18 protein-coding genes and 1 pseudogene are annotated in these 26,587 nt (G+C 71.0%); 5 read left to right on the top strand and 14 right to left on the bottom strand.

Features of this window, described 5'->3' with window-relative positions; all coding sequences use genetic code 11:
* The first annotated feature begins 447 nt into the window (after positions 1 to 447).
* Positions 448 to 1,347: a class I SAM-dependent methyltransferase gene (locus tag AC5P1B_RS33970; protein ID WP_493891868.1), complete on the top strand. Its 900-nt coding sequence runs from the start codon at positions 448 to 450 to the stop codon at positions 1,345 to 1,347.
* Positions 1,348 to 1,542: 195 nt separating this feature from the next.
* Here AC5P1B_RS33970 and ffh read toward each other — a convergent pair whose 3' ends face one another.
* The 5 genes from ffh to nsdA form a co-directional block, all read right to left on the bottom strand.
* Positions 1,543 to 3,117 carry a signal recognition particle protein gene (ffh, locus tag AC5P1B_RS33965; RefSeq protein ID WP_493891867.1) on the bottom strand — a complete coding sequence of 525 codons (1,575 nt, stop codon included), beginning with the start codon at positions 3,115 to 3,117 and terminating at the stop codon, positions 1,543 to 1,545.
* A gap of 466 nt (positions 3,118 to 3,583) precedes the next feature.
* Positions 3,584 to 6,520 carry a [protein-PII] uridylyltransferase gene (locus AC5P1B_RS33960; protein WP_493891866.1) on the bottom strand — a complete coding sequence of 979 codons (2,937 nt, stop codon included), beginning with the start codon at positions 6,518 to 6,520 and terminating at the stop codon, positions 3,584 to 3,586.
* An 81-nt stretch (positions 6,521 to 6,601) separates the two neighbouring features.
* Positions 6,602 to 6,940 (bottom strand): P-II family nitrogen regulator, encoded by a 339-nt coding sequence (locus AC5P1B_RS33955; protein ID WP_493891865.1) that lies wholly within the window; start codon positions 6,938 to 6,940, stop codon positions 6,602 to 6,604.
* Positions 6,937 to 8,238: an ammonium transporter gene (locus AC5P1B_RS33950; RefSeq protein WP_493891864.1), complete on the bottom strand. Its 1,302-nt coding sequence runs from the start codon at positions 8,236 to 8,238 to the stop codon at positions 6,937 to 6,939. Before AC5P1B_RS33950 ends, AC5P1B_RS33955 begins: the two co-directional genes overlap by 4 nt.
* Positions 8,239 to 8,562: 324 nt before the next feature.
* On the bottom strand, positions 8,563 to 10,056 hold the full coding sequence (nsdA, locus tag AC5P1B_RS33945; RefSeq protein ID WP_493891863.1) for a transcriptional repressor NsdA: 1,494 nt from the start codon (positions 10,054 to 10,056) through the stop codon (positions 8,563 to 8,565).
* Positions 10,057 to 10,679: 623 nt separating this feature from the next.
* Here nsdA and AC5P1B_RS33940 point away from each other — a divergent pair.
* The gene (locus tag AC5P1B_RS33940; protein WP_493891862.1) at positions 10,680 to 11,348 is read left to right on the top strand and encodes a bifunctional DNA primase/polymerase; all 669 of its coding nucleotides are present in this window, start codon (positions 10,680 to 10,682) and stop codon (positions 11,346 to 11,348) included.
* A 280-nt stretch (positions 11,349 to 11,628) separates the two neighbouring features.
* Here the strand turns inward: AC5P1B_RS33940 and ftsY are convergent, their stop codons facing one another.
* On the bottom strand, positions 11,629 to 12,843 hold the full coding sequence (ftsY, locus tag AC5P1B_RS33935) for a signal recognition particle-docking protein FtsY (protein ID WP_493891861.1): 1,215 nt from the start codon (positions 12,841 to 12,843) through the stop codon (positions 11,629 to 11,631).
* 186 nt (positions 12,844 to 13,029) lie between these two features.
* Here ftsY and AC5P1B_RS33930 point away from each other — a divergent pair, with 186 nt between their 5' ends.
* Both AC5P1B_RS33930 and AC5P1B_RS33925 read left to right on the top strand, forming a co-directional pair.
* Positions 13,030 to 14,553, top strand: a complete 1,524-nt coding sequence (locus AC5P1B_RS33930; protein WP_493891860.1) for a purine-cytosine permease family protein — start codon at positions 13,030 to 13,032, stop codon at positions 14,551 to 14,553.
* 83 nt (positions 14,554 to 14,636) lie between these two features.
* Positions 14,637 to 15,668: an LLM class flavin-dependent oxidoreductase gene (locus AC5P1B_RS33925; protein WP_493891859.1), complete on the top strand. Its 1,032-nt coding sequence runs from the start codon at positions 14,637 to 14,639 to the stop codon at positions 15,666 to 15,668.
* 67 nt (positions 15,669 to 15,735) lie between these two features.
* On the opposite strand, the gene AC5P1B_RS33920 is transcribed toward AC5P1B_RS33925, so the two are convergent.
* From AC5P1B_RS33920 to AC5P1B_RS33905, 4 genes are all read right to left on the bottom strand, one after another.
* Positions 15,736 to 17,163, bottom strand: coding sequence for a sugar porter family MFS transporter (locus AC5P1B_RS33920; RefSeq protein ID WP_493891858.1), 1,428 nt, complete (start codon positions 17,161 to 17,163; stop codon positions 15,736 to 15,738).
* Positions 17,164 to 17,368: 205 nt separating this feature from the next.
* Positions 17,369 to 21,286, bottom strand: a complete 3,918-nt coding sequence (locus AC5P1B_RS33915) for an AAA family ATPase (protein WP_493891857.1) — start codon at positions 21,284 to 21,286, stop codon at positions 17,369 to 17,371.
* 228 nt (positions 21,287 to 21,514) lie between these two features.
* Positions 21,515 to 21,721, bottom strand: a complete 207-nt coding sequence (locus tag AC5P1B_RS33910) for a hypothetical protein (protein ID WP_493891856.1) — start codon at positions 21,719 to 21,721, stop codon at positions 21,515 to 21,517.
* 356 nt (positions 21,722 to 22,077) lie between these two features.
* On the bottom strand, positions 22,078 to 22,359 hold the full coding sequence (locus AC5P1B_RS33905; RefSeq protein WP_493891855.1) for an acylphosphatase: 282 nt from the start codon (positions 22,357 to 22,359) through the stop codon (positions 22,078 to 22,080).
* 131 nt (positions 22,360 to 22,490) lie between these two features.
* Here AC5P1B_RS33905 and AC5P1B_RS33900 point away from each other — a divergent pair.
* Positions 22,491 to 22,925, top strand: a pseudogene (locus tag AC5P1B_RS33900) (CAP domain-containing protein); the annotation flags it as partial.
* 504 nt (positions 22,926 to 23,429) lie between these two features.
* On the opposite strand, the gene mutM reads toward AC5P1B_RS33900, so the two are convergent.
* From mutM to AC5P1B_RS33880, 4 genes are all read right to left on the bottom strand, one after another.
* A complete protein-coding gene (mutM, locus tag AC5P1B_RS33895; protein ID WP_493891854.1) occupies positions 23,430 to 24,602 on the bottom strand; it encodes a bifunctional DNA-formamidopyrimidine glycosylase/DNA-(apurinic or apyrimidinic site) lyase in 1,173 nt (390 codons plus the stop codon).
* Positions 24,603 to 24,724: 122 nt separating this feature from the next.
* Positions 24,725 to 25,612: a ribonuclease III gene (rnc, locus tag AC5P1B_RS33890; protein ID WP_493891853.1), complete on the bottom strand. Its 888-nt coding sequence runs from the start codon at positions 25,610 to 25,612 to the stop codon at positions 24,725 to 24,727.
* Positions 25,613 to 25,631: 19 nt separating this feature from the next.
* Positions 25,632 to 25,805 (bottom strand): 50S ribosomal protein L32, encoded by a 174-nt coding sequence (gene rpmF / locus AC5P1B_RS33885; RefSeq protein ID WP_009714764.1) that lies wholly within the window; start codon positions 25,803 to 25,805, stop codon positions 25,632 to 25,634.
* A gap of 2 nt (positions 25,806 to 25,807) precedes the next feature.
* On the bottom strand, positions 25,808 to 26,401 hold the full coding sequence (locus tag AC5P1B_RS33880) for a YceD family protein (RefSeq protein ID WP_493891871.1): 594 nt from the start codon (positions 26,399 to 26,401) through the stop codon (positions 25,808 to 25,810).
* Positions 26,402 to 26,587 lie beyond the last annotated feature (186 nt).

The following is a 26,587-nucleotide window of genomic DNA, read 5'->3' as shown; positions in this document are numbered from 1 at the left end:
CTCCGTGCTCCGTGCTCCGTGCTCCGTGCTCCGTGCTCCGTGCTCCGTGCTCCGTGCTCCGTGCTCCGTGCTCCGGCGGAGTGAAGCAGGACTGCGGCTCCCTCGCCGTCCGCCCCGCCGGGGGTTCTGCCCCGTGCCCCGTCCCCGGTGCCTTATGCCTCGCGCCTCGTGCCCCTGTCACCTACGGCTCCGCCACCCCGCGGCTGGGCGTACGCCTGCGCGCGCGACAGGTCAAGGCCGTACGGGCCACTGGCCGGAGACGGCGCGCGGAGGGTGAGGGAGTGAGTCGTCGACGGAGCGAAGGGTGGGCGTCGGAAAGCCCTCCCTCCCTCTGGACGTAGGCACTGATGGGGAGTTCCCTGGCATACGGGGGTGTTTCACAGCAGCGCGCATACGGGGGCGACATGAAGGAACTCGGTACAGCTCTCGGCGGATTGGAGCGCTTTCATGACCCCTACGCTCGTACGGCAGCACCACCCGCACCTCTTGTCACCCGACCCGGCTGACGCTGCGGCACGCGCCCGTGACTGGGCGGAGATCCAAGAACGGATGCTGGTGCCGCTCTACGAGGCGGTGTACGCGCGGTTGGAGGTCGACTCCAGGACAAGGCTGCTCAGTCTGGGCTGCGGCTCCGGCCTGGCGCTGCTCATGGCCGCCTCGCGCGGGGCGGCGGTCGCCGGTGTCGACAGGGATGAGAAGCGCCTCGATCTCGCCCGTGAGCGGCTCCAGCCACGGGGCGACGACGTGAGTGACCGCCGCGCACGGCTGTGGCATGGCGGTGCTGAGTGCGCGTGGAACGACGGAGCGGCCGCGTTCAACATGGTGACGGTCTTCGACCCGATGAACCCCTACGGCGTACGGTCCATGACGGAAGCGCTGGAGCAGGCCGCGGGGCTCGCCGAGCGGGGCAGTCCTGTGGTGCTGGCCGGTTGGGGCCCGCCCGAGCGGTGCGCCACGGCGGGCGTCCTCCGGGTAGCCGCGCGTCTCGCCGACTCCCCGGGGCCTTTCGGCGCGGGGGACGCCAGAGCAGGCGGAGTCGCCCGAGGTACCAAGGCCTCCAACGCGCCCGGCTGGCAGCCGTGCGGCCGGGACGACCTGGAAGAGGTCGCCCAGCGGACGGGGCTGCGCCCAGACGGCTCCGGCCGAGTTGCTTGCCCGTTCGGCTACGCCGACATGGACAGTGCCGTACGCGGACTGCTCTCCACCGGCCAGTTCGACGCGGCGGCCCAGGCCACCGACGCGACGCAGGTGACGAAGGAACTCACGGAGGCTCTGCATCCGCATCTACGTTCCGACGGCACCGTCTGGATGTCCAACGTCTTCCGCTATCTCGTTGCCCGCGTCTGACCGACCCCAACTCCCTTACTCGGTGAGCACGCTGCGCCTGGCCGTACGGTGGCGAGGCGGGGCGCAGGCACGCACGCCGCCGTCAGATGACACGCGAGACGGCACGGCAGCGGGAGAGAGCCGATCACCCCGGCCTACGCGCGTGTGCACGCGTGTAGGCCGGGGCGGAGCAGAGCGATAGCGACGGTGTGCTTGTTACTGCTGCGGCGGGAGCATGTCGCGGAATTCCTTGGGAAGCTCGAACGAGCTCGCGTCCCGGCCGGCACCGGGCAGCCCGAAGGCGTCGCCCTCCTGCTGGCCTCCGCCGCCCGCGGCCCGCCGCTCGGCGGCGGCCTGCTCGTCAGCCTTGCGCTTCATGGGGTTGCCGCTGCGCTGCTTGCCCTTGGCCTTCTTCTGCGGCTTGCCCTTCTTCTTCGAGCCGACTCCGCCCATGCCCGGCATCCCGGGCATTCCCGGCATGCCGCCGCCCTGAGCCATCTTGGACATCATCTTGCGAGCTTCGAAGAACCGCTCGACGAGGTTCTTGACCGCGCTCACATCGACGCCGGAACCGCGCGCGATGCGCGCACGGCGCGAGCCGTTGATGATCGTCGGCTCGTGCCGCTCGGCCGGGGTCATCGACTTGATGATCGCGGCGGTGCGGTCGACATCCTTCTCATCAAGGTTGTTGATCTGGTCCTTGATCTGCCCCATGCCCGGCAGCATTCCGAGCAGCTTGGAGATGGAGCCCATCTTGCGGACCTGTTCCATCTGCGCCAGGAAGTCGTCGAGCGTGAACTCCTTGGGCCCCTTCGCCAGCTTGGCCGCCATCTTCTCGGCCTCGTCCTGGCTGAAGGTCTGCTCGGCCTTCTCGATCAGGCTGAGCATGTCGCCCATGCCGAGGATGCGGGACGCCATACGGTCCGGGTGGAACGCGTCGAAGTCGTCCAGCTTCTCGCCGTTGGAGGCGAACATGATCTGGCGGCCGGTGACATGCGCGATGGACAGCGCGGCACCACCGCGGGCGTCACCGTCGAGCTTGGAGAGCACCACGCCGTCGAAGCCGACGCCGTCGCGGAACGCCTCGGCGGTGTTGACCGCGTCCTGGCCGATCATCGCGTCGACGACGAACAGGACCTCGTCAGGGCGGACGGCGTCGCGGATGTCCGCGGCCTGCCGCATCAGCTCCTGGTCAATGCCGAGGCGGCCCGCGGTGTCGACGATCACGACGTCGTGCTGCTTGGTCTTGGCGAACTCGATGGAGTCCTCGGCGACCTTCACCGGGTCGCCCACACCGTTGCCCGGCTCGGGCGCGTAGATCGCCACACCGGCGCGCTCGGCGACCACCGAGAGCTGGTTGACGGCGTTGGGGCGCTGCAGGTCGCAGGCGACGAGCAGTGGCGCGTGGCCCTGCCCCTTCAGCCAGCGGCCGAGCTTTCCGGCAAGCGTGGTCTTACCAGCACCCTGCAGACCGGCCAGCATGATCACGGTTGGCGGCGTCTTGGCGAAGCGCAGGCGGCGGGTCTCCCCACCGAGGATGCCGACCAGTTCCTCGTTGACGATCTTGATGACCTGCTGGGCGGGGTTCAGCGCCTGGGAGACCTCGGCGCCGAGCGCCCGCTCCTTGACCTGCTTGATGAACGCCCGTACGACGGGCAGGGCGACGTCCGCCTCAAGGAGGGCGATACGGATCTCGCGCGCCGTGGCGTCGATGTCCGCCTCGGACAGGCGCCCCTTGCCCCGGAGGTTCTTGAACGTCGCTGCGAGGCGGTCGGAGAGGGTATCGAACACGGCGGTCGCGAGTCCTTCTTGTCGAAGTCGGTTCGGCGGTTGACCCCCAAGGGTATCCGCCCGGTCCAGTGTGGTCTGCCCCGCTGCCCGCACGGGACGGTTTGAGCCCCCTCACAACCCCCTTCGGGACCCGCACAACCAGGTGTGACAGTGCACACGATGGACCGCTGGATAACGCGGACTCCGGCTCGTGCTCCGTGCACCGTAACTCTCGCCCCGTGCCCCGTGCCCCGTGCCCCGTCGCTCCGCACTGTTGGCCCCCGTGCCGTGCCCCCAGGCATGGCCCCATGCTCGTGCCAAGGCTCCGTGCTCCATGCCCCGGGCACCGCGGCGCTGGCCCGTCCGCAGATTCGCTCCGTGCCCCGTGCCCCGTGCCCCGTCCACACCCGGACCCGCACTCCGTGCACCGTCCCCCGTCGCGCTCCCGCCTCGGCGCGCGGCGTGCTCGGGAGTGCGTGTGCTCCGCTCAGCGCAGCGCGCTTTCCAGGGTCCGGGCCACCTCGGCTGCCCGGAGCTCAGGGAGTGGCGTACCGGCCGGGTCGGTCACGTAGAAGGCGTCCACCGCGTTGGCGCCCAGGGTGCTGATGTGCGCGCTGCGTACGGTCACTCCCGCGTCCTCCAGGGCGCGGCCGATCCGGTGGAGCAGCCCTGGTGCGTCCTGGGCTCGTACCTCGATGACGGTCGCGTGCTGGGAGCTGTCCGGGGCGACGGTGACCCTCGGCGGCGGGGCGTGTACGCCGCGGCGGCGCGGGTGGGCGTTCTCACGTTCGGTGAGCCGGGCGGTGATGTCCAAGGAGCCGTCCAGTGCGCGGACGAGGTCGTTGCGCAGCCGCGCCGCCTGCGGCAGTGACCCGTACTCGGCGGCCACTCGCCAGCTCAGCAGCAACACGCTGCCCGCACCCTCGCCGCCTCCGGTGCCTTGCCCCTCGCCCCGTCGGCCGCTGCGCCTTCCTTGCTCGCCGCCCCGGCCGGGGCGCGCGCGTGAGGCCGCGGTCGGGCTCCCCGTTGCTGGCGCTCCCGTACCGGCGGCCGCGTTGGCTGCCGCGTCGGGCCCTGGCCATGGTGGTCCTCCGGCGAGCACGGCGGCGGGCAGTTCGACGGCTCGCAGGTCGGCGGCCCGTACGGTCAGCCGGTGGGTCGCCAGCACACCGGCGGCCACTGACAGTACTCCCGGCTGGTCGGGAACGGCGATGAGCAGTTCGACGCCGACCGGTTCCTGTCCGGCCGGTTCCGTGACCGCGGGCAGGTCGGCCTCGGGCCGCTCTGTGGCGTCGTCGGGCGACGGCGGCTCCGTGCGCGCGTGCAGGGCGAGTACGGGCTCGCCCGTGCGCCAGGCTTCGATCGCCAGCCGTTCCTGTTCGGCTGTCGGTTCCTGCGCCGTGGTCTGCTCCGTCGCCGGCTCGCCGGCGAGCTGCGCCGTGACCCGCTTGACGAGGTCGGCCAGCAGAGAGGCGCGCCAGCTGCTCCACGCGGCGGGGCCGGTGGCCAGGGCGTCCGCTTCGGTCAGCGCGTGCAGCAGTTCCAGAGTGCTGATGGTCCCGACGGTCTCGGCCACCGACCGTACGGTGGCGGGGTCCTCCAGGTCGCGGCGGGTGGCCGTCTCGATGAGCAGCAGATGGTGCCGGACGAGGGTGGCGAGGACCGCCGTATCCGCCTCGTCGAAGCCCATCCGGGCCGCCACGTCGCGGACGATGGTCTCCCCGGCGACGGAGTGGTCGCCCGGCCAGCCCTTGCCGATGTCGTGCAGCAGCGCGGCGACGAGCAGCAGGTCGGGGCGCCCGACCCGGCGGCTGAGGGCGCTGGCCCGTACGGCGGTTTCGATCAAGTGCCGGTCGACGGTCCAGCGGTGTACGGGGTTGCGCTGCGGGCGGCAGCGGACTCGTTCCCAGTCCGGCAGGAGCCGGGTGATCAGTCCCTGCGTTTCCAGGGCCTCCCAGACCTGCACGGTGGGCTCCCCGGCGCCCAGCAGCGTGATCAGCTGTTCACGGGCCTCCGGCGGCCACGGGACGGGCAGCGAGCGCGCGTCGGCCAGGCGGCGGACCGCGTGCGGTGACAGGGGCAGTCCCGCCTGGGCGGCAGCGGCGGCGGCCCGTAGCGGGAGGACGGGGTCCCGTTCGGGGCGGGCGGTGCGCGCGAGCACGGCCTCACCCTCCTGCTCGACCACGCCTTCCGCGAGGGGGCTGCGCTCGCCCATCGCCGGGCGGGCTCCGTGGGGCACGGGGCTGCGGCCGCCGCGGCCGCCGAGCAGGCTACGGAGCCGGGGTTTGGCGGTACGGGAGCGCAGCACGCGGCCGACCTCGCGCCAGGTGACGTCGGCGGCGTAGGAGATGGTGCGGGCCGATTCGTATACCTGCCGCAGCAGTGCGTCCGCGTCGAGCAGGCCCACGCTCGCCGCGACCTGGTCCTGCTCCTGGAGGGCGAGCCGGTCGGTGGCGCGGCCGGTGACCAAGTGCAGGGCGTCCCGGGCGTCGAGCAGGCCGCGGCGCGCCTCCTCCAGCCCTTCGCGCGGAGCGTCGGCCAGCCAGGACGCGGCAATGGCCCGTAGCGCCGTGGCGTCGCGCAGACCGCCCCGCGCCTCCTTGAGGTCGGGTTCGAGCAGGAACCTCAGCTCTCCCTGGCGGCGCGCGCGGTCCTGACACAGTTCGTGGAGTTCGGGAAGACGTCGCGGTGCCTTGGCGCGCCAGTCGGCGAGTACGGCGGTGCGCAGCTGGGCCGTCAAGGCGGCGTCGCCCGCGATGTGCCGCGCGTCGAGCAGCCCGAGCTGCGCCTTGAGGTCCTCGGCCGCGGTCTTGCGGGCCTCGCCGGGGGTGCGTACCGAGTGGTCGAGTGCGAGGCCCATGTCCCAGACGGGGTACCAGATCTGGTCCGCGAGGGCCGCGAGGGACGACGCGTCGGCCGACCCGTCGTGCAGCAGGAGCACGTCCAGGTCGCTGCGTGGGGACAGTTCGCCGCGCCCGTAGCCGCCGACCGCTACGAGGGCGGCTCCGGGGATGGGGGGCGCGGGGGCGACCGGGGCGGGAGCTCCGGTCGGCGAGGGGACGGGCTCCGCTGCCCCGCCGCGCCGTGACTCCGCGCCCTGTGACTCCGTGCTCCGTGGCCCCGTGCTCCGTACGTCCGCCTCGTGCCCCGTGCCCCGTGCGTCCGCCCCGTGCCCCGTGCTCCGCGCCCCGTCCGCACCCGCACCGCGTCCCACGCCCCGTGGGTCCGCCATGCCCGCCGCCCGCGCCCCGCGTGCCAGCAGCGAAGCCAGCCACTCGTCGGTGAGTTCGGCCAGCCGGATACGGCGCGACGGCCCGGGCCGCGCGTCCTCCTGGAGGAGGCGCAGCCGGGCCGCCGCGTAGCCGCTGGACCCCGAGTCGGCGTCCGTGGTCTCGTCCTTTGTCTGGTCCGTGACGCCGTCCATCAACCCGGGCTCCGTTTCGGCTCTGTGCCCAGCGGCTGGTCCCGCCGCCGGTCAGCTTGTTGTCACCGCGTCCAGGGCGCCTTAGAGCGCGTCCGGGCCGCGTTCGCCGGTGCGTACGCGCACGGCGGTGTCGACGGGCACGCTCCACACCTTGCCGTCGCCGATCTTGCCGGTCCGGGCGGCCTTCACGACCACCTCGATCAGCTCCTCGGCGTCCGCGTCCTCGACCAGCACCTCGATACGCACCTTCGGCACCAGGTCCACGGTGTACTCCGCGCCCCGGTAGACCTCGGTGTGGCCGCGCTGGCGGCCGTAGCCGCTGGCTTCGGTGACGGTCAGACCCTGTACGCCGAACGCCTGCAGCGCTTCTTTTATCTCGTCGAGCCGGTGGGGCTTGACGACGGCCGTGATGAGCTTCATGCGTCCACCTTCTTGGTCCCCGGCTGCTGCGCGGCGGCCGCGCCGGTCTCGTCCTGGCTGGAGCCGCGCACCGTACTACGGCCCGCGGGGGAGCCTCCGACGGCGCTGAAGTCGTAGGCCGTCTCCGCGTGGAACGCCTGGTCGACTCCGCTGACCTCGTCGTCCTCAGCGGCCCTGAAGCCAACGGTGACGTCCACGAGCTTGGCGAGAATCCAGGAGACCACGAAGGAGAAGGCCAGCACGGAGAACGCGCCGGTCGCCTGCTTGCCGAGCTGCTTCATGCCGCCGACACCGTCGATGGCGAGGACACCGACGAGCAGTGTGCCGATCAGACCGCCGACCAGGTGCACGCCGACCACGTCGAGCGAGTCGTCGAAGCCCAGCCTGTACTTGAGGCTGACGGCCCAGGAGCAGGCGGCACCGGCGACGACGCCGATGAGGATCGCGCCCATGGCGTTGACATGCGCGCCGGCCGGGGTGATGGCGACCAGACCGGCGACCGCTCCCGAGGCGGCGCCGAGCGTGGTGAACGCTCCGTGCCGGACGCGTTCGTAGGCGAGCCAGCCGAGCATCGCCGCGCCCGTGGCGACCTGGGTGTTGAGCGCCATGGTGGCGGCGGTGCCGTTGGCGGCCAGCGCGGAGCCCGCGTTGAACCCGAACCAGCCGAACCACAGCAGCGCCGCGCCGAGCATCACCAGCGGCAGGCTGTGCGGCCGCATCGGCTCCCTCTTGAAGCCGATGCGCTTGCCGACGACGAGGACCGCGGCGAGCGCGCCTATACCGGCGTTGATGTGCACCGCTGTGCCGCCCGCGAAGTCGATGACCTCCAGCTTGAACAGCCAGCCGTCCGCCTGCCACACCCAGTGCGCGACGGGGAAGTAGACAAGGCTGACCCAGAGCGTGATGAACAGCGCCCAGGCGCTGAACTTCACCCGGTCGGCCAGCGCACCGCTCATCAGTGCGGGGGTGAGGACCGCGAACATGAGCTGGAAGAGCACGAAGGCGAAGACCGGGATGCCCTTGTCGCCGCCGGTCAGCGTCTCGGGGTCTATGCCCTTGAGACCGATGTGGTCGAAGTTCCCGAGCACCCCGCCGCCGATGTCATCGCCGAACGCCAGTGAGTAGCCGTAGAGCACCCACAGGACGCTGACGATGCCGAGCGAGATGAAGGACATCATGAGCATGTTGAGGGCGCTTTTCACCCGCACCATGCCCCCGTAGAAGAAGGCCAGGCCGGGTGTCATCACCATCACCAGCGCGGCACTGATCAGTACGAATGCGGTATCTGCGCCATTCAATGTCGACGTCTCCTCGTGGCGACGGCCCGTGCGGGTAAGGCGGGTACGAGTGGGTTTTGACTGAGTGGGCCGGTGTGGCCACGAGGCTGGCGCAGCGCCGTTTCAGCCAATGCCGCACGATGTTTCGCCACCATGACGATGGGCGCGGGGATGTTACGCGGCGATGAACTGCCGGGTCCGGCGGGCGGGGCGCGGTTATTCTCTGGCGCACCGTGCGCCCCATACGGGAACCGGCCGCGGAACCATCCCGCTGACCTGGCGTAGGGGAGCCGAGTCGGGCTGTACGGGGTGGTCGCCGCGGCCGGAATCAGGGGCCGGTGCGTGTCAGACCGCGTGTGCGGCCTCCGCGGAATCCGGCAGGTAGAACGCGAGCTGGTCGGTGAGGTGGGACACTTCGCGGACGTCGCCGAAGTCGCGTACGGCGGTGTCCACGGTCTTGCGCAGCCGGTTGTTCACGCGCTCCGAGCGCACCTGTTTGGCGGCGCGCAGCGCCTGCTCGGCGAGGACCGCGCACTGTTCCGGCTCGCGCTGGAGCAGGTGGACGGTGGCCATACCGATCAGGTTGAGCGCATACGAACGCTGGTGGCCGCCTTCCCGTTCGGTTTCCTCGGCGAACAGCTCGACGGCCTTGCGCATCAGCGGCTGCGCGAGGTGCGCGTAGGTGGGGCTGCGCCCGGCCACGTAGGCGAGGTCGCGGTAGGAGTGCGCGTTCTCGGCGTGCAGCTCGGCTTCGGAGAAGAAGCCGATCCAGTCCGGGTCGCTGTCGCCGGGAGCGCAGTCGGCGAAGGTGTCCTCGGCCATCTTGACGGCGCGGTGGCACTTGTTGGGCTGGCCCATGTTGGCGTACGCGCGTGCCTCCATGGAGTGCAGCATCGCCTGCGTGCGCGCGGTGGCGGACTCGCGGCCGCCGTACTGCGCGAGATGGATCAGCTCCAGCGCGTCCTCCGGGCGGCCGAGGTGGATCATCTGGCGGCTCATGCTGGACAGCACGTACGAGCCCAGTGGCCGGTCACCGGCCTCCTTGGCGGCGTGCAGCGCCAGCACGAAGTATTTCTGGGCGGTGGGCTGGAGCCCGATGTCGTAGCTCATCCACCCGGCCAGCTCGGCGAGCTCGGCGGCCGCTCTGAACAGCCGCTGCGACACCGCTTGCGGCTGGGGTTCCTGGAGGAGGTCCGTCACCTCGTGCAGCTGGCCGACGACCGCCTTGCGGCGCAGCCCGCCGCCGCACTGCGCGTCCCACGTCCGGAACATCACGGTGGTGGATTCCAGCAGGTCCAGCTCCGGGCCCGAGAGCCGGTTCCGACGCGACCGGTCGGTGTGGAGCTGGTCGGGCGGGGCTGCCGCCGACGGGCCGCCTGGGGTGGGCACGAGCCAGCGCTGCATCGGCTCGATCAGCGCGGGGCCCGCGGCCAGCGCGAGTGACGTGCCGAGGAAGCCGCGCCGCGCCAGCATCAGGTCGCTACGGGAGAACTCGCTGATCAGCGCCACGGTTTGCGGCCCCGCCCACGGCAGGTCCACGCCGGAGACCGACGGCGACTGATGATGTGACCGCAAACCCAGGTCCTCGACGCTGACCACGTAGCCGAACCGCTCGGACAGCAGCTCGGACAGGATGCGCGGAATGGGCTCGCGCGGCTGCTCGCCGTCCAGCCAGCGCCGCACACGCGAGGTGTCGGTGCTGATGTGGTGGGCGCCCAACTGGCGCGCCCTTCGGTTCACTTGCCGCGCCAGCTCACCTTTGGACCAGCCACTGCGCATAAACCATGAGCCCAGCTGCTCATTGGGGCGCTTGTCAGCACTTCCGCCGTTGTCGCCCACTGGAACGCCCCCATTTCGAGAGTCACTTCACCGCTCACTTCGCTACGGCCTTCACTGCGGCCTTCGCCACGTCATCGCCACGTCATCGTCATCGTCGCCGCACCGCCCCGCCGCCCGCGCCACGAGGCCACCGTCCGCTCGCGCGGTTGCCGCCCCTCGCGTGGGACCAACGGGGCCGCTCGGGCAAATGCCCCGACCGGAACCCGGACTGCCGCCAGCTCTCCGCGCTTCACGGCCACCGTCCGGGGTGTACCCCATTCGACAGCAAGTCCGCTACGGATCAGGCCACTTGGCAATGCCCGGATGCCTCCGGCATACCCAAGAGACGAGCACTCCTCTGGTCTTGTGCGTACCGACGGTAATCCTACGATCACGGGCCCGGCGAGGCGATTCAGTGAAACGCCACCATTCGCCACCCCTTTGAATGAACTCCCCTGCCGCGCATCACGATTCACTTGACACAGGGCGACCCGGGCAGGCGCAGCGGTGCAACACAGGGCGCGCGTCCAGCGACGCGCCACCCACACTCACCTCAATGCGCCGCCCCGTCACCCGTGGCGACAGACGGTTATGGCGGAACTCCAGCACGTAACCATCGATGAGCGCGACCCGTTGGAGGGGGCATGGGCTTCACTATGGGCGGCATCCGGGACATGCGCTCCGCCTCACGGCGCCGCGGCCGTGCGGCCGAGGGCACCACGGTGGCGGAGTACACCGGACTGTGGGGATGGGATGTGACGCCCGGCGCCCGCGCCGCGCGGGGCACCGGCGGGGGGCGCGAGTGTTCGTGCGGGGCCGTCGACTGCCCCGCACCGGGCGCGCATCCACTCGCCCGTGCGGCGGGTGTCCCGGCGGGTTCGACGCTGGAGGACGCCGCCGCGGCCTGGGCGCGGACGCCCGGCGCGGCCGTACTCCTGCCCGTAGGACAGTCCTTCGACATCCTTGAGGTGGGGGAGGCCGCCGGGCGGCACGCGCTCGTCCGGCTGGAGCGGATGGGGCTGCCGCTGGGGCCGGTGATCGTCACGCCGGACGGCCGCGCCCAGTTCTTCGTCGCCCCCGGTGCCGCCACCGAGCTCCCCCAGCTGCTGTACCGCATGGGCTGGGACGACGCCGATCTCGACCTGCGGTGCCTGGGTGCCGGCCACCACATCACCGCCCCGCCCTCCGACCTCGGCGGCCTCGGCCCGGTCCGCTGGCTGCGCCCGCCCACCCTCGACACGGCCGGCCACCCCCCGCACGCGCGGCTGCTCCTCGGCACCCTCGCCTACGTCTGCCACCGGTCAGCGACCTGAGGCCCGCCCGGCGCGCACGCCGGGGCGTACACGGGATGCCCACGTCGCGCGCGCCACGGGGCGCATAAGACGACGGGGCGTACAAGACGTACAGGCAGAGCCTCTTACGCAGCGTGGTGGCTCCCCCGGCGTCTCCGCCGGGCGAGCCACCACGGGGGTGGGTCCTGCCATCCGCTCGCCGTTCACCGGCGGCGTCAGCGACCGGCGAACCGCCGGTCAGGGATCGAGCGGTCAGTGGTCGGCCGGTCAGTCGTCGGCCGGGGTCAGTCGCCGACCGGGGTCAGTCGCCGATCAGGGCGTCGACGAACGCGCCCGGCTCGAACGGCGCCAGGTCGTCCGCGCCCTCGCCGAGTCCGACGAGCTTGACCGGAACACCCAGCTCACGCTGTACGGCGATGACGATGCCGCCCTTCGCGGTGCCGTCCAGCTTCGTCAGGACGATGCCGGTGATGTTCACGACCTCCGCGAACACCCGGGCCTGAATGAGCCCGTTCTGGCCAGTGGTGGCATCGAGGACGAGCAGCACCTCATCCACTGTGCCGTGCTTCTCCACGACGCGCTTGACCTTGCCCAGCTCGTCCATCAGGCCGGTCTTGGTGTGCAGCCGTCCAGCGGTGTCGATGAGCACGACATCCGCGTTCTCCGCGACGCCCTCCTTCACCGCGTCGAAGGCGACCGACGCCGGGTCGCCGCCCTCGGGGCCGCGCACGGTGCGTGCCCCCACCCGCTCGCCCCAGGTCTGGAGCTGGTCGGCGGCGGCGGCGCGGAAGGTGTCGGCCGCACCGAGCACCACGGACTTGCCGTCGGCCACGAGCACTCGGGCGAGCTTGCCGGTGGTGGTGGTCTTCCCGGTGCCGTTGACTCCGACGACCATGACGACGCCCGGCTTCTCCTGACCGTCGGCCGTCACACCGCTCTCGGTGTGCACCACACGGTCGACGTCGGGGTCGATCAGCAGCAGCAGCTCCTCACGGAGCAGGCCGCGCAGTTCCTCCGTGGTGCGGGTGCCGAGCACCCTGACGCGCTCACGGAGCCGTTCCACCAGTTCCTGCGTCGGGGCGACGCCGACGTCGGCGGTGAGCAGTGTGTCCTCGATCTCCTCCCAGGTGTCCTCGTCGAGATGTTCACGGGAGAGCAGGGTCAGCAGACCCTTGCCGAGGGTGTTCTGCGACCGGGAGAGCCGGGCGCGCAGGCGTACGAGGCGCCCGGCGCTCGGCTCCGGCACCTCGATCGCGGGGACGGGTGGCGCCGGTGGCGCCACGGTGGCCGGGGCCGGTGCCCCCGGCAGGTCCACCTCTTCGATGGTCCGGCGCGGTTCCTCGCGCGGGGTCTCGGCTTCCTCGCCGACGTGTGGCTCGGCGGGCGGCGCGGTGACGGATGGGCTGCTCGGCGGGGCCGGGGGCAGCTGCTTCTTCTTGCGGCTGCTGACCACGAGCCCGCTGATCGCGCCGAGCGCGACCACAGCGATGACTACAGCAAGGATGACGATTTCCATAACGCCACCAGTATCGGCCACGTATCCGGATTAGCGGCGCTCATCTTTGGTGCTGAGGACCAAAGCCGCTTAACCGCCAAAGTTGGAGCAAAGTACGATGGTATGGCAGCATGCTACACGCGTAGAGTCCCCCGCGTCCCCCAGGCGGCTTTCCGCCCCCGTTTGAACGCACGGAGCCCCATCCCTATGGACAACAGGTCCGCCGCGCCCAACGCGTCTACCGCGCCCCACCCCTCGACGGGCGATACCGCCCTCGCCGGCGCTGCCAACGCGATCGAGACCCGCGGCATTGAACCGGTGCCCGCCCACGAACGTCACGGCCGGGTCCGGGAGCTGTTCCCCACCTGGGTCGCCGCCAACATCAGCGTGTTGCTGCTCACCATGGGCGCGGGCCTGGTGGTCTTCAACGGCCTGAACTTCTGGCAGGTGCTGCTCGTCGCCGGGTGTGCCGCCGCCGTCTCCTTCGGGATGGTCGGGTTGCTGTCGGTCTCCGGCAAGTGGGGCGGAGCCCCCGGCGCGATGCTCTCCCGCGCCACCTTCGGCGTCCGGGGCAACTACTTCCCGGGCGCGATCTTGTGGGTCGCCCGCTTCGGCTGGGAGACGATCAACGCGGTCACCGGCGCGTACGCCGTCCTGACCATCCTCGACCTGCTGTTCGGCGTGCGGCAGAACAACCTCTTGGTCGTCATCACCCTCTTCGCGTTCGTGGCGTCCACCTTCCTGGTGAGCGGCATGGGCCGAAAGGCCCTGCACGTCTGCAACACCTGGTCGACGTACGTCTTCGGCGGCTTCAGCGTGCTGGTCCTCGGCTACCTGATAGCCGACACGGACTGGGGCTCCGTCTTCGACCGGCCGACGGGCAGCACGGCGATGGTCATCGCGGGCATCGGGACCATCGCGGCGGGCGGCATCAGCTGGGTGCCCACCGGCCCCGACTTCGCGCGCTACCTCCCGCACGCCGCCTCCGGCCGCAAGATCGTCGGTGTCACCGTGTCCGGCGCGGGCCTCGTGGTCGTCCCGATGGTGCTGATGGGCGCCGTCATGGCCGTCTCCACCCCCGACCTCGCCTCCGCGCCCGACCCGGTGTCCTTCCTCGGCGACGTCCTGCCGGACTGGCTGGCCGTGCCGTATCTGTTCACCGCGCTGGTGGGCATGCTGCTGATCAACAGCCTGTCGATGTACTCCGCCGGTTTCACCGCCCAGACCATGGGCGTGAAGCTGCCGCGCGCGCTCGCCGTCAGCATCAACGCCGTCATCAGCCTGGTCGGCGGTCTGTTGCTGATGCTGGTCGCCAAGAGCTTCTACGGTTCCTTCATCACCTTCCTCACCCTGCTCGCCGTCTCCTTCTCCGCCTGGATCGGCGTGTACGCGGTGGACATGGCACGCCGCCACAAGCTGGCCGTGCGCTACGACCCGCAGGGCCTGATGGACACCGGCCGCAGCAGCCGTTACTGGTACGCGGGCGGGTTCTGCTGGCAGGCGATGACGGCCTGGGCGCTGGCCCTGACCGCCGGCCTCTGCTTCACCAAGGTCGAGTGGTTCACCGGGCCGCTGGCCACCAGCTGGATCGGCCGCAACGGCCTCGGCTGGGCGGCGACCATCGTCATCGCCGCCGTGTGCTTCGCGGTGCTGCCGAGGCCCCGTGAGGGTGCCGGTGGCCCCGTAACCGAGAACGCCGAAGATGGCCGGAATCTGGAGCCCGTCGGCTGATCGGCGCCCTACCGCAGGGCCTCCCCCGCGAGCTACCGTCCCCTTCGCCGTCCTCGGACCGTCTACGGCGAAGGGGATTTCTCATGCCCGCTGCCCAGCACTCCGGCCCACCGGCAGCGCCAAGGACCGTCGTCCGGTTCAATCTGGTCGATCCCACAGCCACCCCCGAATCGCTCTCCCGGCGCTATCGCGCCGCCGTCGACATGGCCGCCTTCGCCGACGACCGCGGCATCACCACCATCCAGACGGAGGAGCACCACGGCGCGCTGAACGGCTGGCTGCCGTCCCCGCTCGCCTTCGCCGGCACCGTCTTCGGCGCCACCAGGCGGATCTCCGTCACTGTCGCCGCGCTGCTCGCCCCGCTCTACGATCCGCTGCGGCTCGCCGAGGACATCGCCGTACTGGACCTGCTGAGCGGCGGGCGGCTGATCACTGTCGCCGGGCTCGGGTACCGGCCCGCTGAGTACGCGGCACACGGCAAGGACTGGCAGTGGCGCGGCGGCCTCCAGGACGAGGTGCTGGAGACGCTGCTCGCCGCGTGGACCGGGGAACCGTTCCGCTACCGGGGCCGCACCGTGCGCGTCACGCCGCGCCCGTATACCCAGCCGCATCCGCCGCTGCTGGTCGGCGGCGGCTCGAAACCGGCGGCGCGGCGCGCGGCGCGGCTGGGGCTGCCGCTGTTCCTGAGTGCTCATCTGCCGCGGCTCGCGGAGTACTACGGGGCACGGTGCGCGGAGTACGGCACCGTGGGACGGTGCGTGATGCCCGCGCCCCGGACGCCGCTGCTGCACCTGACGGAGGACCCGGACCGCGCCTGGGCGACGTACGGCCAGCATCTGCTGCACGAGGCGAAGGTGTACGCCTCGTGGCAGTCGCCCGGCGGGCGTTCCGCGGTGGGCTCCACCGCCGACGACGTGGACGCGCTGCGCCGCGAGGGCGTCTACCGGGTGCTGACGCCTGACGAGTGCGTGGATCTGGCGGGACGGCTCGGCGACAACGGGGCGCTGGTCCTGCACCCGCTGTGCGGGGGCATCCCGGTCGAGGAGGGCTGGAGTTCGCTGCATCTGTTCGCGAGCGCCGTGCTGCCGAAAATCGGCGCTGCCCCGGCTCCGTGACGGAGCCGGGGCAGCGACCTGAGGAGTCCCCGTGACGGGGACGCGAGGAGACGGGTGGGCGGGGTGATCAGCCCATCTCCTCCAACGCCTTGCCCTTCGTCTCCGGCACCCACTTGAGGATGAACGGGATCGAGAGCACGGCGAAGATCGTGTACAGGACGTAGGCACCGGAGAGGTTCCAGTCCGACAGCGACGGGAAGCTGACGGTGATCGCCCAGTTGGCGACCCACTGCGCCGAGGCGGCGACGCCCAGCCCGGCGGCGCGGATCTTGTTGGGGAACATCTCGCCCAGCAGCACCCATACGACCACGCCCCAGGAGAGGGCGAAGAAGAGCACGAAGGAGTGGGCGGCGATGAGGGCGACGGTGCCCTGCATGTCGGGCATCGATATGTCGTCACCCGTGCCGGTCTTCGACGAGAAGGCCCAGGCGGCGACGCCGAGCGACAGGGCCATACCCGCCGAACCGATCAGGGCCAGCGGCTTGCGGCCGAAGCGGTCGACGAAGAGCATCGCGATCACGGTGCCGACGATGTTGATGATCGACGTGGTGAAGCTGTAGAAGAACGAGCTGCTCGGGTCGATGCCGACGGACTGCCACAGCGACGACGAGTAGTAGAAGATCACGTTGATGCCGACGAGCTGCTGGAAGACGGAGAGGCCGATGCCGATCCAGACGATGGGCAGCAGCCCGGTCCGGCCGCCCATCAGGTCCCGGAAGGTGGACTTGTGCTCACGGCGCATGGCTTCCTGGATCTCGGCCACCCGCAGGTCGAGATCGATGTGCTTGCCCTCGACGTCCGCCAGCACCTCACGGGCCTCGGCGTGCTTGCCGACCGAGATCAGGAAGCGGGGCGACTCGGGGATCACGAAGGACAGCAGCCCGTACACGATGGCCGGGAGCACCATCACACCGAGCATCCACTGCCACGCCTCGAAACCGGCGATCTTGCCGCGCTGGTCGCCGTCGGCGAAGTGGAGGATGGCCCAGTTGACGAGCTGCGAGACGGCGATGCCCGTCACGATCGCCGCCTGCTGGAAGGAGGCGAGCCGGCCCCGGTACGCGGGCGGTGAGACCTCCGCGATGTACGCCGGGCCGATCACGGAGGCGATGCCGATGGCGACACCGCCGAGCACCCGCCACATGGCCAGGTCCCACAGCGCGAACGGCAACGCCGAGCCGATCGCGCTGATCGTGAACAGCGTGGCGGAGATCTGCATGCAGCGGATGCGGCCGATGCGGTCGGCGATGCGGCCCGCGGTGGTGGCACCGATGGCGCAGCCGATCAGTGCCGCGGCGATCACCTGGGCGAGGGCTTCGGAGCCGATGTCGAACCGGCCGCGGATCGCCTCGACGGCGCCGTTGATGACCGAGCTGTCGTAACCGAAAAGAAAGCCGCCCATCGCGGCAGCCGCGGCGATGAAGATGACGTGGCCAAGGTGCTCGGGGCGGGCCTTACGACCCTCGGGCGCCGATGGCTGCGCGGTGCTGGTCAACGTGAACTCCTGTGGCCCGGCCGCACTGCCGGGCGTGGGGGGCTGGCACTCCCAGTGGGGCATAACTCAGCGTGAGCCACCACTTGAAGGTAAAAGCGACGTTGCAGAGACTATGCCTTCAAGTTTCGAAGTCAATAGGTGCAAGTGAAGAACTTCCGCACACTCCGCAGCGGAATAGGTTCAAGTAATGAAGTTGATCTTCTGGTCAGCGCAGCCGCTGGCTGATGACCTTCGAGACGCCGTCGCCCTGCATGGACACGCCGTACAGCGCGTCGGCGACCTCCATCGTCCGCTTCTGGTGCGTGATCACGATCAGCTGCGAGCTCTCCTGCAGCTCCTCCATGATCCGGATCAGCCGCTGGAGGTTGGTGTCGTCCAGCGCCGCCTCGACCTCGTCCATCACGTAGAACGGGCTCGGCCGCGCCTTGAAGATCGACACCAGCAGCGCCACGGCCGTCAGCGACCGCTCACCGCCGGAGAGCAGCGAGAGCCGCTTGACCTTCTTGCCCGGCGGACGGGCCTCGACATCGAGTCCGGTGGTCAGCATGTTGTCGGGATCGGTGAGGATGAGCCGCCCCTCACCGCCCGGGAAGAGCCGCGAGAAGACGCCCTCGAACTCCCGCGCCGTGTCCCGGAACGCCTCGGTGAAGACCTGCTCGACACGCTCGTCGACGTCCTTGATCACCTGGAGGAGATCGGCCCGCGTCTTCTTCAGGTCTTCAAGCTGCTCGGTGAGGAACTTGTGCCGCTCCTCCAGAGCTGCGAACTCCTCAAGCGCCAGCGGGTTCACCTTCCCGAGCTGCTGATACGCGCGCTCGGCGGCCTTCAGCCGCTTCTCCTGCTGACCTCGTACGAAGGGCACCGGCTGGTTTCGCGGATGCTCCGGGTCCTCCGGCAGCTCCTCGCCCTCGGCGGGCGGCGATGGCGGCACCAGCTGATCCGGGCCGTACTCGGCCACCAGCCCCGCCGGTTCCACCCCCAGCTCCTCCAGTGCCTTCGTCTCCAGCTGCTCGATGCGCAGCCGCTTCTCGGCGCCGAGCACCTCGCCCCGGTGCACCGAGTTCGTCAGCTTGTCCAGCTCCGACGCGAGCTCGCGGCCCCGTTCCCGCTCGGCGACCAGCTCCGCCTCCCGCTCCGTCTTCGCCCGCTCGGCCGCCCGTCGCTCCTCATCCGCCCGGAGAAGCGAGATCTCGACGTGGGCGAGCAGCTGCCGGGCGCCGGAGGCCACCGACGTCCCGACCTCCCCCTCATGCCGCAGCCTGGCGCGCTGCTGTTCGGCTCGCGCCCGCGCTTCCCGTTCCGCGCGCGCCGCCCGGTCGAGACCGTCCGCCCGGCCCGCGAGCCCCTTGACCCGCTCCTCGTGCGTACGGACCTGGAGCCGCGCCTCCATCTCGGTCTGCCGCGCGTTCGCGCCGTCGGCGGCGAGCCGGTCACGCACCGAGGTGTCGGGCTCGTCCGCCCCGTCCTCCCCGAACGGCGACTCCTCCTGCGCCACCCGCAGCCGCTCCGCCAGCTCTGCGGCCTCCTCAGTCGCCCGTACGAGCGCCTCCTCGGCCTTGGCTGCGGCAGCGGTCATCCGCTCCGCCTCCCCGGCGGCGCCACGCGCCTGCCCGCCGAGCCGTCCGAGGGACTGGGCGACCTGCGACTTCTCCCGGTCGGCCACGCTGCGACGGACCGCGAGCTCCTCCACCAGCGCGGCGCTCGCCACCCGCCGATGCTGCGCCTGCCGCTGTGCCTCAGCCAGTTCCTCGCACCGTACGGCCAGCTCCGTGAGCTGCGCCGCCGCCTCATCGACCTGCGCCTGCACCTCAAGCAGGCTGGGCGCCCCGGCGGAGCCGCCCTGCGCGAAGTGCGCCCCCAGCACGTCGCCCTCAGCGGTGACCGCCGTCAGCTCAGGCCGGGTGGCGACCAGGTCCTCGGCGTCCTCCAGCGTGGCGACGACCACGACGTCACGCAGCAGCCACCGCACGGCGGGCAGCAACTCCCCGGGACCGCTCACCAAGGCCGCCGCGAACGGCGCACGCTGCCGGGGCACGTGAATTCCGGCGGGGCCTCGCCCGGCCTCGTCCGCCGCTGCCCCGTACTCCCCTGCCGCCGCTCCGTGCTCCATGCTCCGTGCTGCGGCCGCACCGCCGACGTGGGGGTGCGCCGTGGCTCCATGCGCCGTGCCCGGTAGGCCCGCCTCCGCATCTCCGTGCCCCGTCGCCCCATGCGTCGTAGCTCCGTGCTCTGTGGCCCGTACGCCCGCTTCCGCAGCCCCGTGCTCCGTGCCCCGTGTGCCTGCCTCAGCGGGGCTCTGCCCCGTCGCCCCATGCGTCGTGGCTCCGTGCTCCGTGCCCCGTGGCTCCGCCCCCTCGGGCGCGATGTCGGCGTCGCGCCCCGCCGCGCGCTCCAGGGCGTTCGGTGGGGCCCCCAGCAGCAGCGCCGCACGGCCCGCGTCCTGCTTACGGAGCAGCCGCAGCGCGTTGGCGGCCGTCGCTGAGTCGGTCACGGCGATGGCGTCGGCGGCGGCGCCGAGTGCCGCCGCGATGGGAACCTCGTAACCGGGAGTGACGGTCAGCAGCTCCGCCGCCGGGCCGAGCAGACCCGTGAGCCGGTCAGCGGCACCGAGCAGGGCTCCTGTGCCGTCCTTGCGACGCAGTCCGAGGGCGAGCGCGTCATGCCGGGCTGCGGTCGCCGCGCGCTTGCGCTCGGCCGCCGTCGCCGCCTCCCGCGCCGTGCTGAGGGCGGACTCCGCCTCGGCAAGTTCCCGCTTGGCACGCTCATGCTGGTCGGCGAGCTCCGCGTCACCCGCGTCGAGGCCGTCGACTTCGGCTTTCAGCTGCTCGTACTCTTCCTGGGCGGCGACGGCCCGCTCCCTCGCCTCGTCCCTGGCGTGGGCCAACCGGTCGATCTCGGCCTGGGCCGAACCGGCGCGGCTGCGGGCCGCGTTCACCTGGCCGTGCAGCCTGGCCAGCCCCTCACGGCGGTCGGCGAGCGCGCGAGCGGCGTCCCTGAGCCTGCGCTCCTCGTGCGCCAACTCCCGCTCCAGTTCCGCGCGGTGGCTGACGGTGTCGTCCAGGGCCCGGCTGACCGCTTCGAGCGCGGCTTCCAACTCCGCTTCCTGCTCGCGGATGCGCTGGGCTTCGCGCTCCATGTCCTCGGGGTCGCGGCCGCGCCGTACGTCAGCGGGGGCCGAGCTGGCGCTCTTCACGCGCGCGTCCGCGAGACCGATGGTGCCCCGTACGCGTTCGGCGAGCTGGGACAGCTCGTGCCAGGTCTGCTGCGCCCGGCCGAGCCGTGGCGCCAGGGCGCGTACCTGTTCCTCCAGCGCCGCCTCGCGTCGCTGTGCGGCACGCAGGTCGCTCTCGGCGGCGTCCTTGCGCTCCTTGAGCGCGGCCTCGTCGGCCACTTCGGCACGCAGTGCCTCGCGCAGCGCGACCAGGTCGTCGGCGAGAAGCCGCAGCCGCGCGTCGCGCAGGTCGGCCTGGATGACGGCGGCCCGGCGCGCGACGGCGGCCTGCCGGCCGAGCGGCTTGAGCTGGCGGCGCAGTTCGTCGGTCAGGTCCTGTACGCGCGCCAGATTGGCCTGCATCGCGTCCAGCTTCCGGACCGCTTTCTCCTTGCGCTTACGGTGCTTGAGGACCCCGGCCGCCTCCTCGATGAACGCGCGGCGCCCCATCGGGTCGGCGTGGAGTACGGAGTCGAGCTGGCCCTGCCCGACGATCACGTGCATCTCACGGCCGATGCCGGAGTCGGAAAGGAGTTCCTGGATGTCGAGAAGACGGCAGGTGTCACCGTTGATCTGATATTCGCTGCCGCCATTGCGGAACATGATCCGCGTAATGGTGACCTCGGCGTAGTCGATGGGCAGCGCGCCATCGGCATTGTCGATCGTGAGCGAGACCTCGGCGCGGCCCAGCGGCGGGCGACCGGTCGTCCCGGCGAAGATGACGTCTTCCATCTTCCCGCCGCGCAGCGATTTGGCGCCCTGTTCACCCATGACCCAGGACAGCGCGTCCACCACATTGGACTTACCGGAGCCGTTGGGACCCACGACGCAGGTGATACCCGGCTCGAAGCGCAGCGTCGTGGCGGAGGCGAAGGATTTGAAGCCTCGCAGGGTCAGGCTCTTGAGGTGCACGCCGAGGGACTTTACCGCTCCGCCCACCGTCCGACTGCTGCCCCACCGCGTCGCGGTCGCGCGTGCCGACGCGTATTCGGTTTCACCGGGGAATGTGAAGGGCACATCAGACGGTAAGGAAAGCTCGAATGACTAGCCGGGAAACGACGAAGGGACGCCGAAGCGTCCCTTGCAGGTTCTCAAGCGGGTGGCGATGCAAGCCCGACCAGTCCTTGGGGGACCAGTTGGTCAGGCAAGCGCAGGCTCCGCCTGGGATACGTCGATGCTGTCGAGCAGCGAGTCGCTGTGGTGAGCGGCGGCGGCCAGCGCGTCGTTCTCGGCCTGCATCCGAATAAGCTCGGATTCGAGGTCCTGGACACGCTGCTGAAGCCGTCGCATCTCGGTGAGGACTCGGGGATCGGAACCGCCGACGTAACCGAGAAGCGCCTTTGCCATGATGGATGGTCCTCCACAATGAGTGACCGACCGAATGCGGTATGGGTCGTGAGGGATTCGCACCCGCGGTGTCTGCCATCACTCCTGTGTTCGATGCCAAACAGTTAAGGTGCGCGGGGTTTCCAGCGTCTCACCAAAAAGATTGACGGTCAACACGATCACACCCCGTATCGTCGGGCGACCGAGAAGGCGCGGCAACGGACCGTGCGGCGCGGCATCTCTCGGGCCCTCCGGGGCGTGGAGATCATCCTTAGTGCGGCAGCCTTGCACGACCGGGCCGTATTGGCAACCACCAGGCCGTTTCTGCCGGGCGCGCATGCCGGAGCACACGGCGCAGCCGACCGCGCTCCCTTCTGTCAGCGGATTTCGAAGGTGTCATAACCACCTCGCGGGGTGTCCCAGATCTCAGTGACACCGTCGACCCTGCCGGGCGTGTCGCCGGTACGCAGCCAGCCGAGGAGCTCCTCGCACGCCGCCCGCGGGCCCTCGGCGACGACCTGGACGCGCCCGTCCCCCAGATTGGACGCGAAGCCGACCAGGCCGCCCACGCGGAGGGCGTTCGCCCGGGTGAACCAGCGGAAGCCGACGCCTTGCACACGGCCACGCACCCAGGCGGTGAGCCGAACATTCTCGTTCATGGGTGCACGCTAACTGGCCGATTCATCAGGCATCGCTTCGGCCCGCCGCGTCCTCCCGTACCGTCGCCCACCAACGCGCATCACCCATGCGAGTGAAGCAGTTGACGGCGAGCAGGTAAGGAAGGCAGCAGATGGGCCGCCATCGACGCTCTGCCCCCGGACCCACCGCGACCCCACCCGACGCCGGATGGTCGGGACGTCACCGGGGCGCCCGCCTGCGGCCCGCCACGCCGCGAGAGCGGAAAACCCCGGCCGAGCCAGGCGCCGGGCCCACCGGTCCCGGCCCCGCCCGCCCGACACCTCCGGCGCCGGAACGCCCGCCCGCCCCGGTCGGCTCCGACGCCCCGGACACCGCCGCCGAGCGCGAAGTCCTGACGCTGGTCAACGAGGAACGGACCAGGGCGGGATGCGACGCGGTGAAGGCCGACAGCGAACTCGTGGCCCCGGCTGGGGTCTTCAGCCAGGACATGGACGAGCGAGACTTCTTCGACCACACCGACCCGGACGGGGCCGGCCCCTGGGACCGGGCCGCACGTGCGGGGCTCAGCGGCCTGGGCGGCGAGAACATCGCGCGCGGACAGGCGGACGCCCGGTCGGTGATGGATGCCCGGATGAACAGCCGGACCGCCGGGCCAACATCCTCAACCGCGACTACACGGCACTGGGGGTCGGCGCGCGCATGTCCGAGGGGGGACCGTGGTGGACGCAGGACTTCGGGTACTGACGACCTCGACGAGCCGCCACGTGTCGGCGGAGTAGCCGCGCGGTGCCTTGCCGCCGCGCAGGCGGCGCCCCGCACCTCTTACGGGGCCGCGTCATGCCACGGGCCTTGGGGCCCGTGCTCGGGGCTCCGTGCTCCGTGCCCCGTGGTGCCCAGCGCATCGGGGCCCCGTGCTCCGTGCCCCGTACGACGTAGCGCCCCGTGCCCCGCGCCCCGTGCCTTGTGCCCCGTACGGTGCTGTACCCCGCCCCGCCCCGCCCCGCCCCGTGTCCCATACGGCGCCGCGCGCACCGCCCCGTGCCCGTCCGCCCCATGGCGCCAAGCCAAGGCCCTCGTGCCCCCTCCTACGTCACAGAGCGTGGCCACGGGCACCGGAGGGCAGGGAGGCCATGCGCGGTGGCCGCTGGCAGCGGGGGCAGAAGTAGCTGGAGCGGTTCATCCAAGGGCTGCGCCGCATCGCCGTTCCGCAGCGGCGGCAGGGCTCGTCCTCGCGCCCGTACGCGTCCAGCGACCGTTCGAAGTACCCGGACTCACCGTTCACGTTGACGTACAAGCTGTCGAAGCTGGTGCCGCCGACGGCGAGCGCGGCGCTCATGACGTCCCGGGCGTTCCCCAACAGCTCCATCGCGCGCGGGCGGTTGAGGGTGGCGGTCGGCCGGTCGAAGTGCAGCCGGGCGCGCCACAGGGCCTCGTCCGCGTAGATGTTGCCGACGCCGCTGATCAGTGACTGGTCCAGCAGCGCGCGCTTGACGGTGGTGCGGCGGCGACGCAGCGCCGCGCAGAAGGCCTCTTCGTCGAACTTGGGGTCCAGCGGGTCGCGGGCGATGTGGCCGATGACGTCAGGGAGCCCGTCAGGTGCGCCGGGGAGCTGGTCGTGCAGGGACAGTCCACCGAAGGTCCGCTGGTCCACGAAGCGCAGTTCGGTGCCCGCCGCGTCGGCGAACCGGACGCGGATGCGCAGGTGCTTCTCGTCGGGGGCGTCGTTCGGCTGGACGAGCAGTTGCCCGCTCATGCCGAGATGACCAAGCATGGACCGCCCCGTGGCTCCTGCCCCGTGCTCCGTGCTCCAGGCCCCGTGCTCCAGGCCCCGTGCCCCGCGCCCCGTCCCCGCGGCTCCGGCCCCCACCGGCTGCGCATCGTGCTCCGTCTTCCCCGCGCCGGGCCACACGTCCCCCGGCCCGCCTCCGGGCCGCTCCCCCGCGCCCGCCACCTGGTCGGCGCCGAAGGGGCCGTGCTCGCCCGCCGCCCGCGCCCCGCCGGTCGGGTCCATGGCGACGACCGGGTCCGCGCCTTCGGCCGTCTCCTCCGCTTCCACCAGGTCCACCGGCAACCACAGGTACTTGCCCCTGCGGCAGGCCGCGGCGAAGCGGTGGCCGACCAGCTGGGCGGCGAAGTCGGCGGGGCCCGCCAGGTGGCGGCGGATGGCGCGCGGATGCAGTACCTCCACCTCGGCGATGGTGCGGCCGGTGATCCAGCGCTCCAGGCCGCGCCGGACGACCTCGACCTCGGGCAGTTCCGGCACGTGATCCTCCGTGGGAGTCGGGGATGGACGAGCAAGGGGCCCACCAGCGATAGCCGGTGGGCCCATCATGCTCATGCGTTGCATCGAGCGCAGTCGTCACACTGTGCGGCGGCGGCGCGGTGTCACCGCGAGGTGGGTTCAGCCCCCTCAGCGGTGCCGGACGTCGCCGGAGCGGCCGAGGCACTGGCCGCTCCTTCGGCGGATTGGACGTCCGTCGCAGCGGATGCCGCGGCGGTCGCAGCGGATGCCGCGGCGGTCGCCTGGTCCGCCGCCGAGCGGATCGCCCGCCAGGCGGCCTCAGCCGCCTGCTGTTCCGCTTCCTTCTTGCTGCGGCCGGTGCCGGTGCCGTACGCGACACCACCGACGCGAGCGGCAGCCGTGAAGACCTTCTCGTGGTCGGGGCCGGTCTCGGTGACCAGATACTCGGGCACGCCAAGCCCCTCAGTGGCCGTGAGCTCCTGAAGGCTGGTCTTCCAGTCCAGGCCGGCACCGAGGTTCGAGGAACGCTCGATCAACGGGTCGAAAAGCCGATGCACCAGCTCGGCGGCGGCATCAAGGCCCCGGTCGAGATAGACGGCGCCGATCACCGCCTCCAGCGTGTCGGCCAGAATGGATGCCTTGTCCCTGCCGCCCGTACCCTCTTCGCCCCGGCCGAGCCGGACGAACGCGCCGAGGTCGAGGCCACGGCCCACCTCGGCAAGCGCACGCGAGTTGACCACCGCGGCCCGCAGTTTGGCCAGCTGGCCTTCGGGCAGGTCGGGGTGGATGCGATACAGCGTGTCGGTGACCACCAGGCCCAGGACCGAGTCCCCGAGGAACTCAAGCCGTTCGTTGGTGGGCAACCCGCCGTTCTCGTACGCGAACGAGCGATGGGTGAGCGCACGCACCAGAAGGGCGGACTCAAGGTGATACCCGAGCCGCCCTTCCAGAATCGTGTGGGACGAGGCCGTGTCCGCCGTTGCCAGTGAATCGTCTCCGCGCTTGCGGAGCGGCGTATTGGCGTCTGACATGGAGCCTGTCACCCGCCGATCAGACCTCGAGGACCTGGCGGCGGTTGTAGGTGCCGCAGCTAGGGCACGCGATGTGCTGCTGCTTCGGCTCGTGGCAGCGCTCGCACGCCACCAGGGTGGGGACCGCAGCCTTCCACTGCGACCGGCGGTGGCGCGTGTTGCTGCGCGACATCTTCCGCTTCGGAACAGCCACGGCTACTTCTCCTGTGGGTCATCCCCGCTGTCGCGGGGTGTGTTGTCCTTCTCGCCGCCCTGAGTGGTCTCAGCGAGTCCCTGCAAAGCCGCCCAACGGATGTCGACGGCCTCTTGATGATGGTGGTCCGGGTCGTCAGCGAGCCGCGCTCCACATTCGGGGCACAGACCCGGGCAGTCCTCCCGGCACACCGGCTGCAGCGGCAGTGACAGCACTACCGCGTCCCGCAGCACGGGCTCAAGGTCGAACAAGTCGCCCTCAAGGAAGAGAGTGTCCTCCTCCTCGGCGTCGTCGCCGGTATCCGCTTCGCGGCTCCGGTCGTCGGCGTCAGGGTAGGAGTACATCTCCTGGAAATCCGCTACGAGCTCACGCTCAAGCGGCTCCAGACACCTTACGCACTCCCCTGTCAGCGGTGCACGGGCGGTGCCTGTGACAAGCACCCCTTCCATGACCGACTCCAGACGGAGGTCAAGCTCTACGGTCGCGTCCTCACGCACACCGATCACCTCGACGCCGAGGTCAACGGGGGCCGCGATCGAACGGGAGAGCCGCTTGAGCGCACCGGGACGCCGCCCCAGCTCTCGTGTATCGAACACGAGCGGGGAACGGTGGTCGAGACGGGCGTTCAGGGCTTCCTGCTTTCTACGCTGCGGCACAGGCCGCCCGCCACGTGCTGGACGAAGTGGGCAGCCGAGATCGCGGATGAACATGCGACCGAAGAGCCAGGATACTGGACAGGCCGCCGTAGACCCAATCCGCCCCTCGCCGGCTCCCTCGCCGCG

The sequence above is a fragment of the Streptomyces sp. A01 genome, from assembly GCF_059026195.1.
Note: the sequence above shows the minus strand (reverse complement) of the source record. Positions and strands in the feature narration are given on the sequence as shown.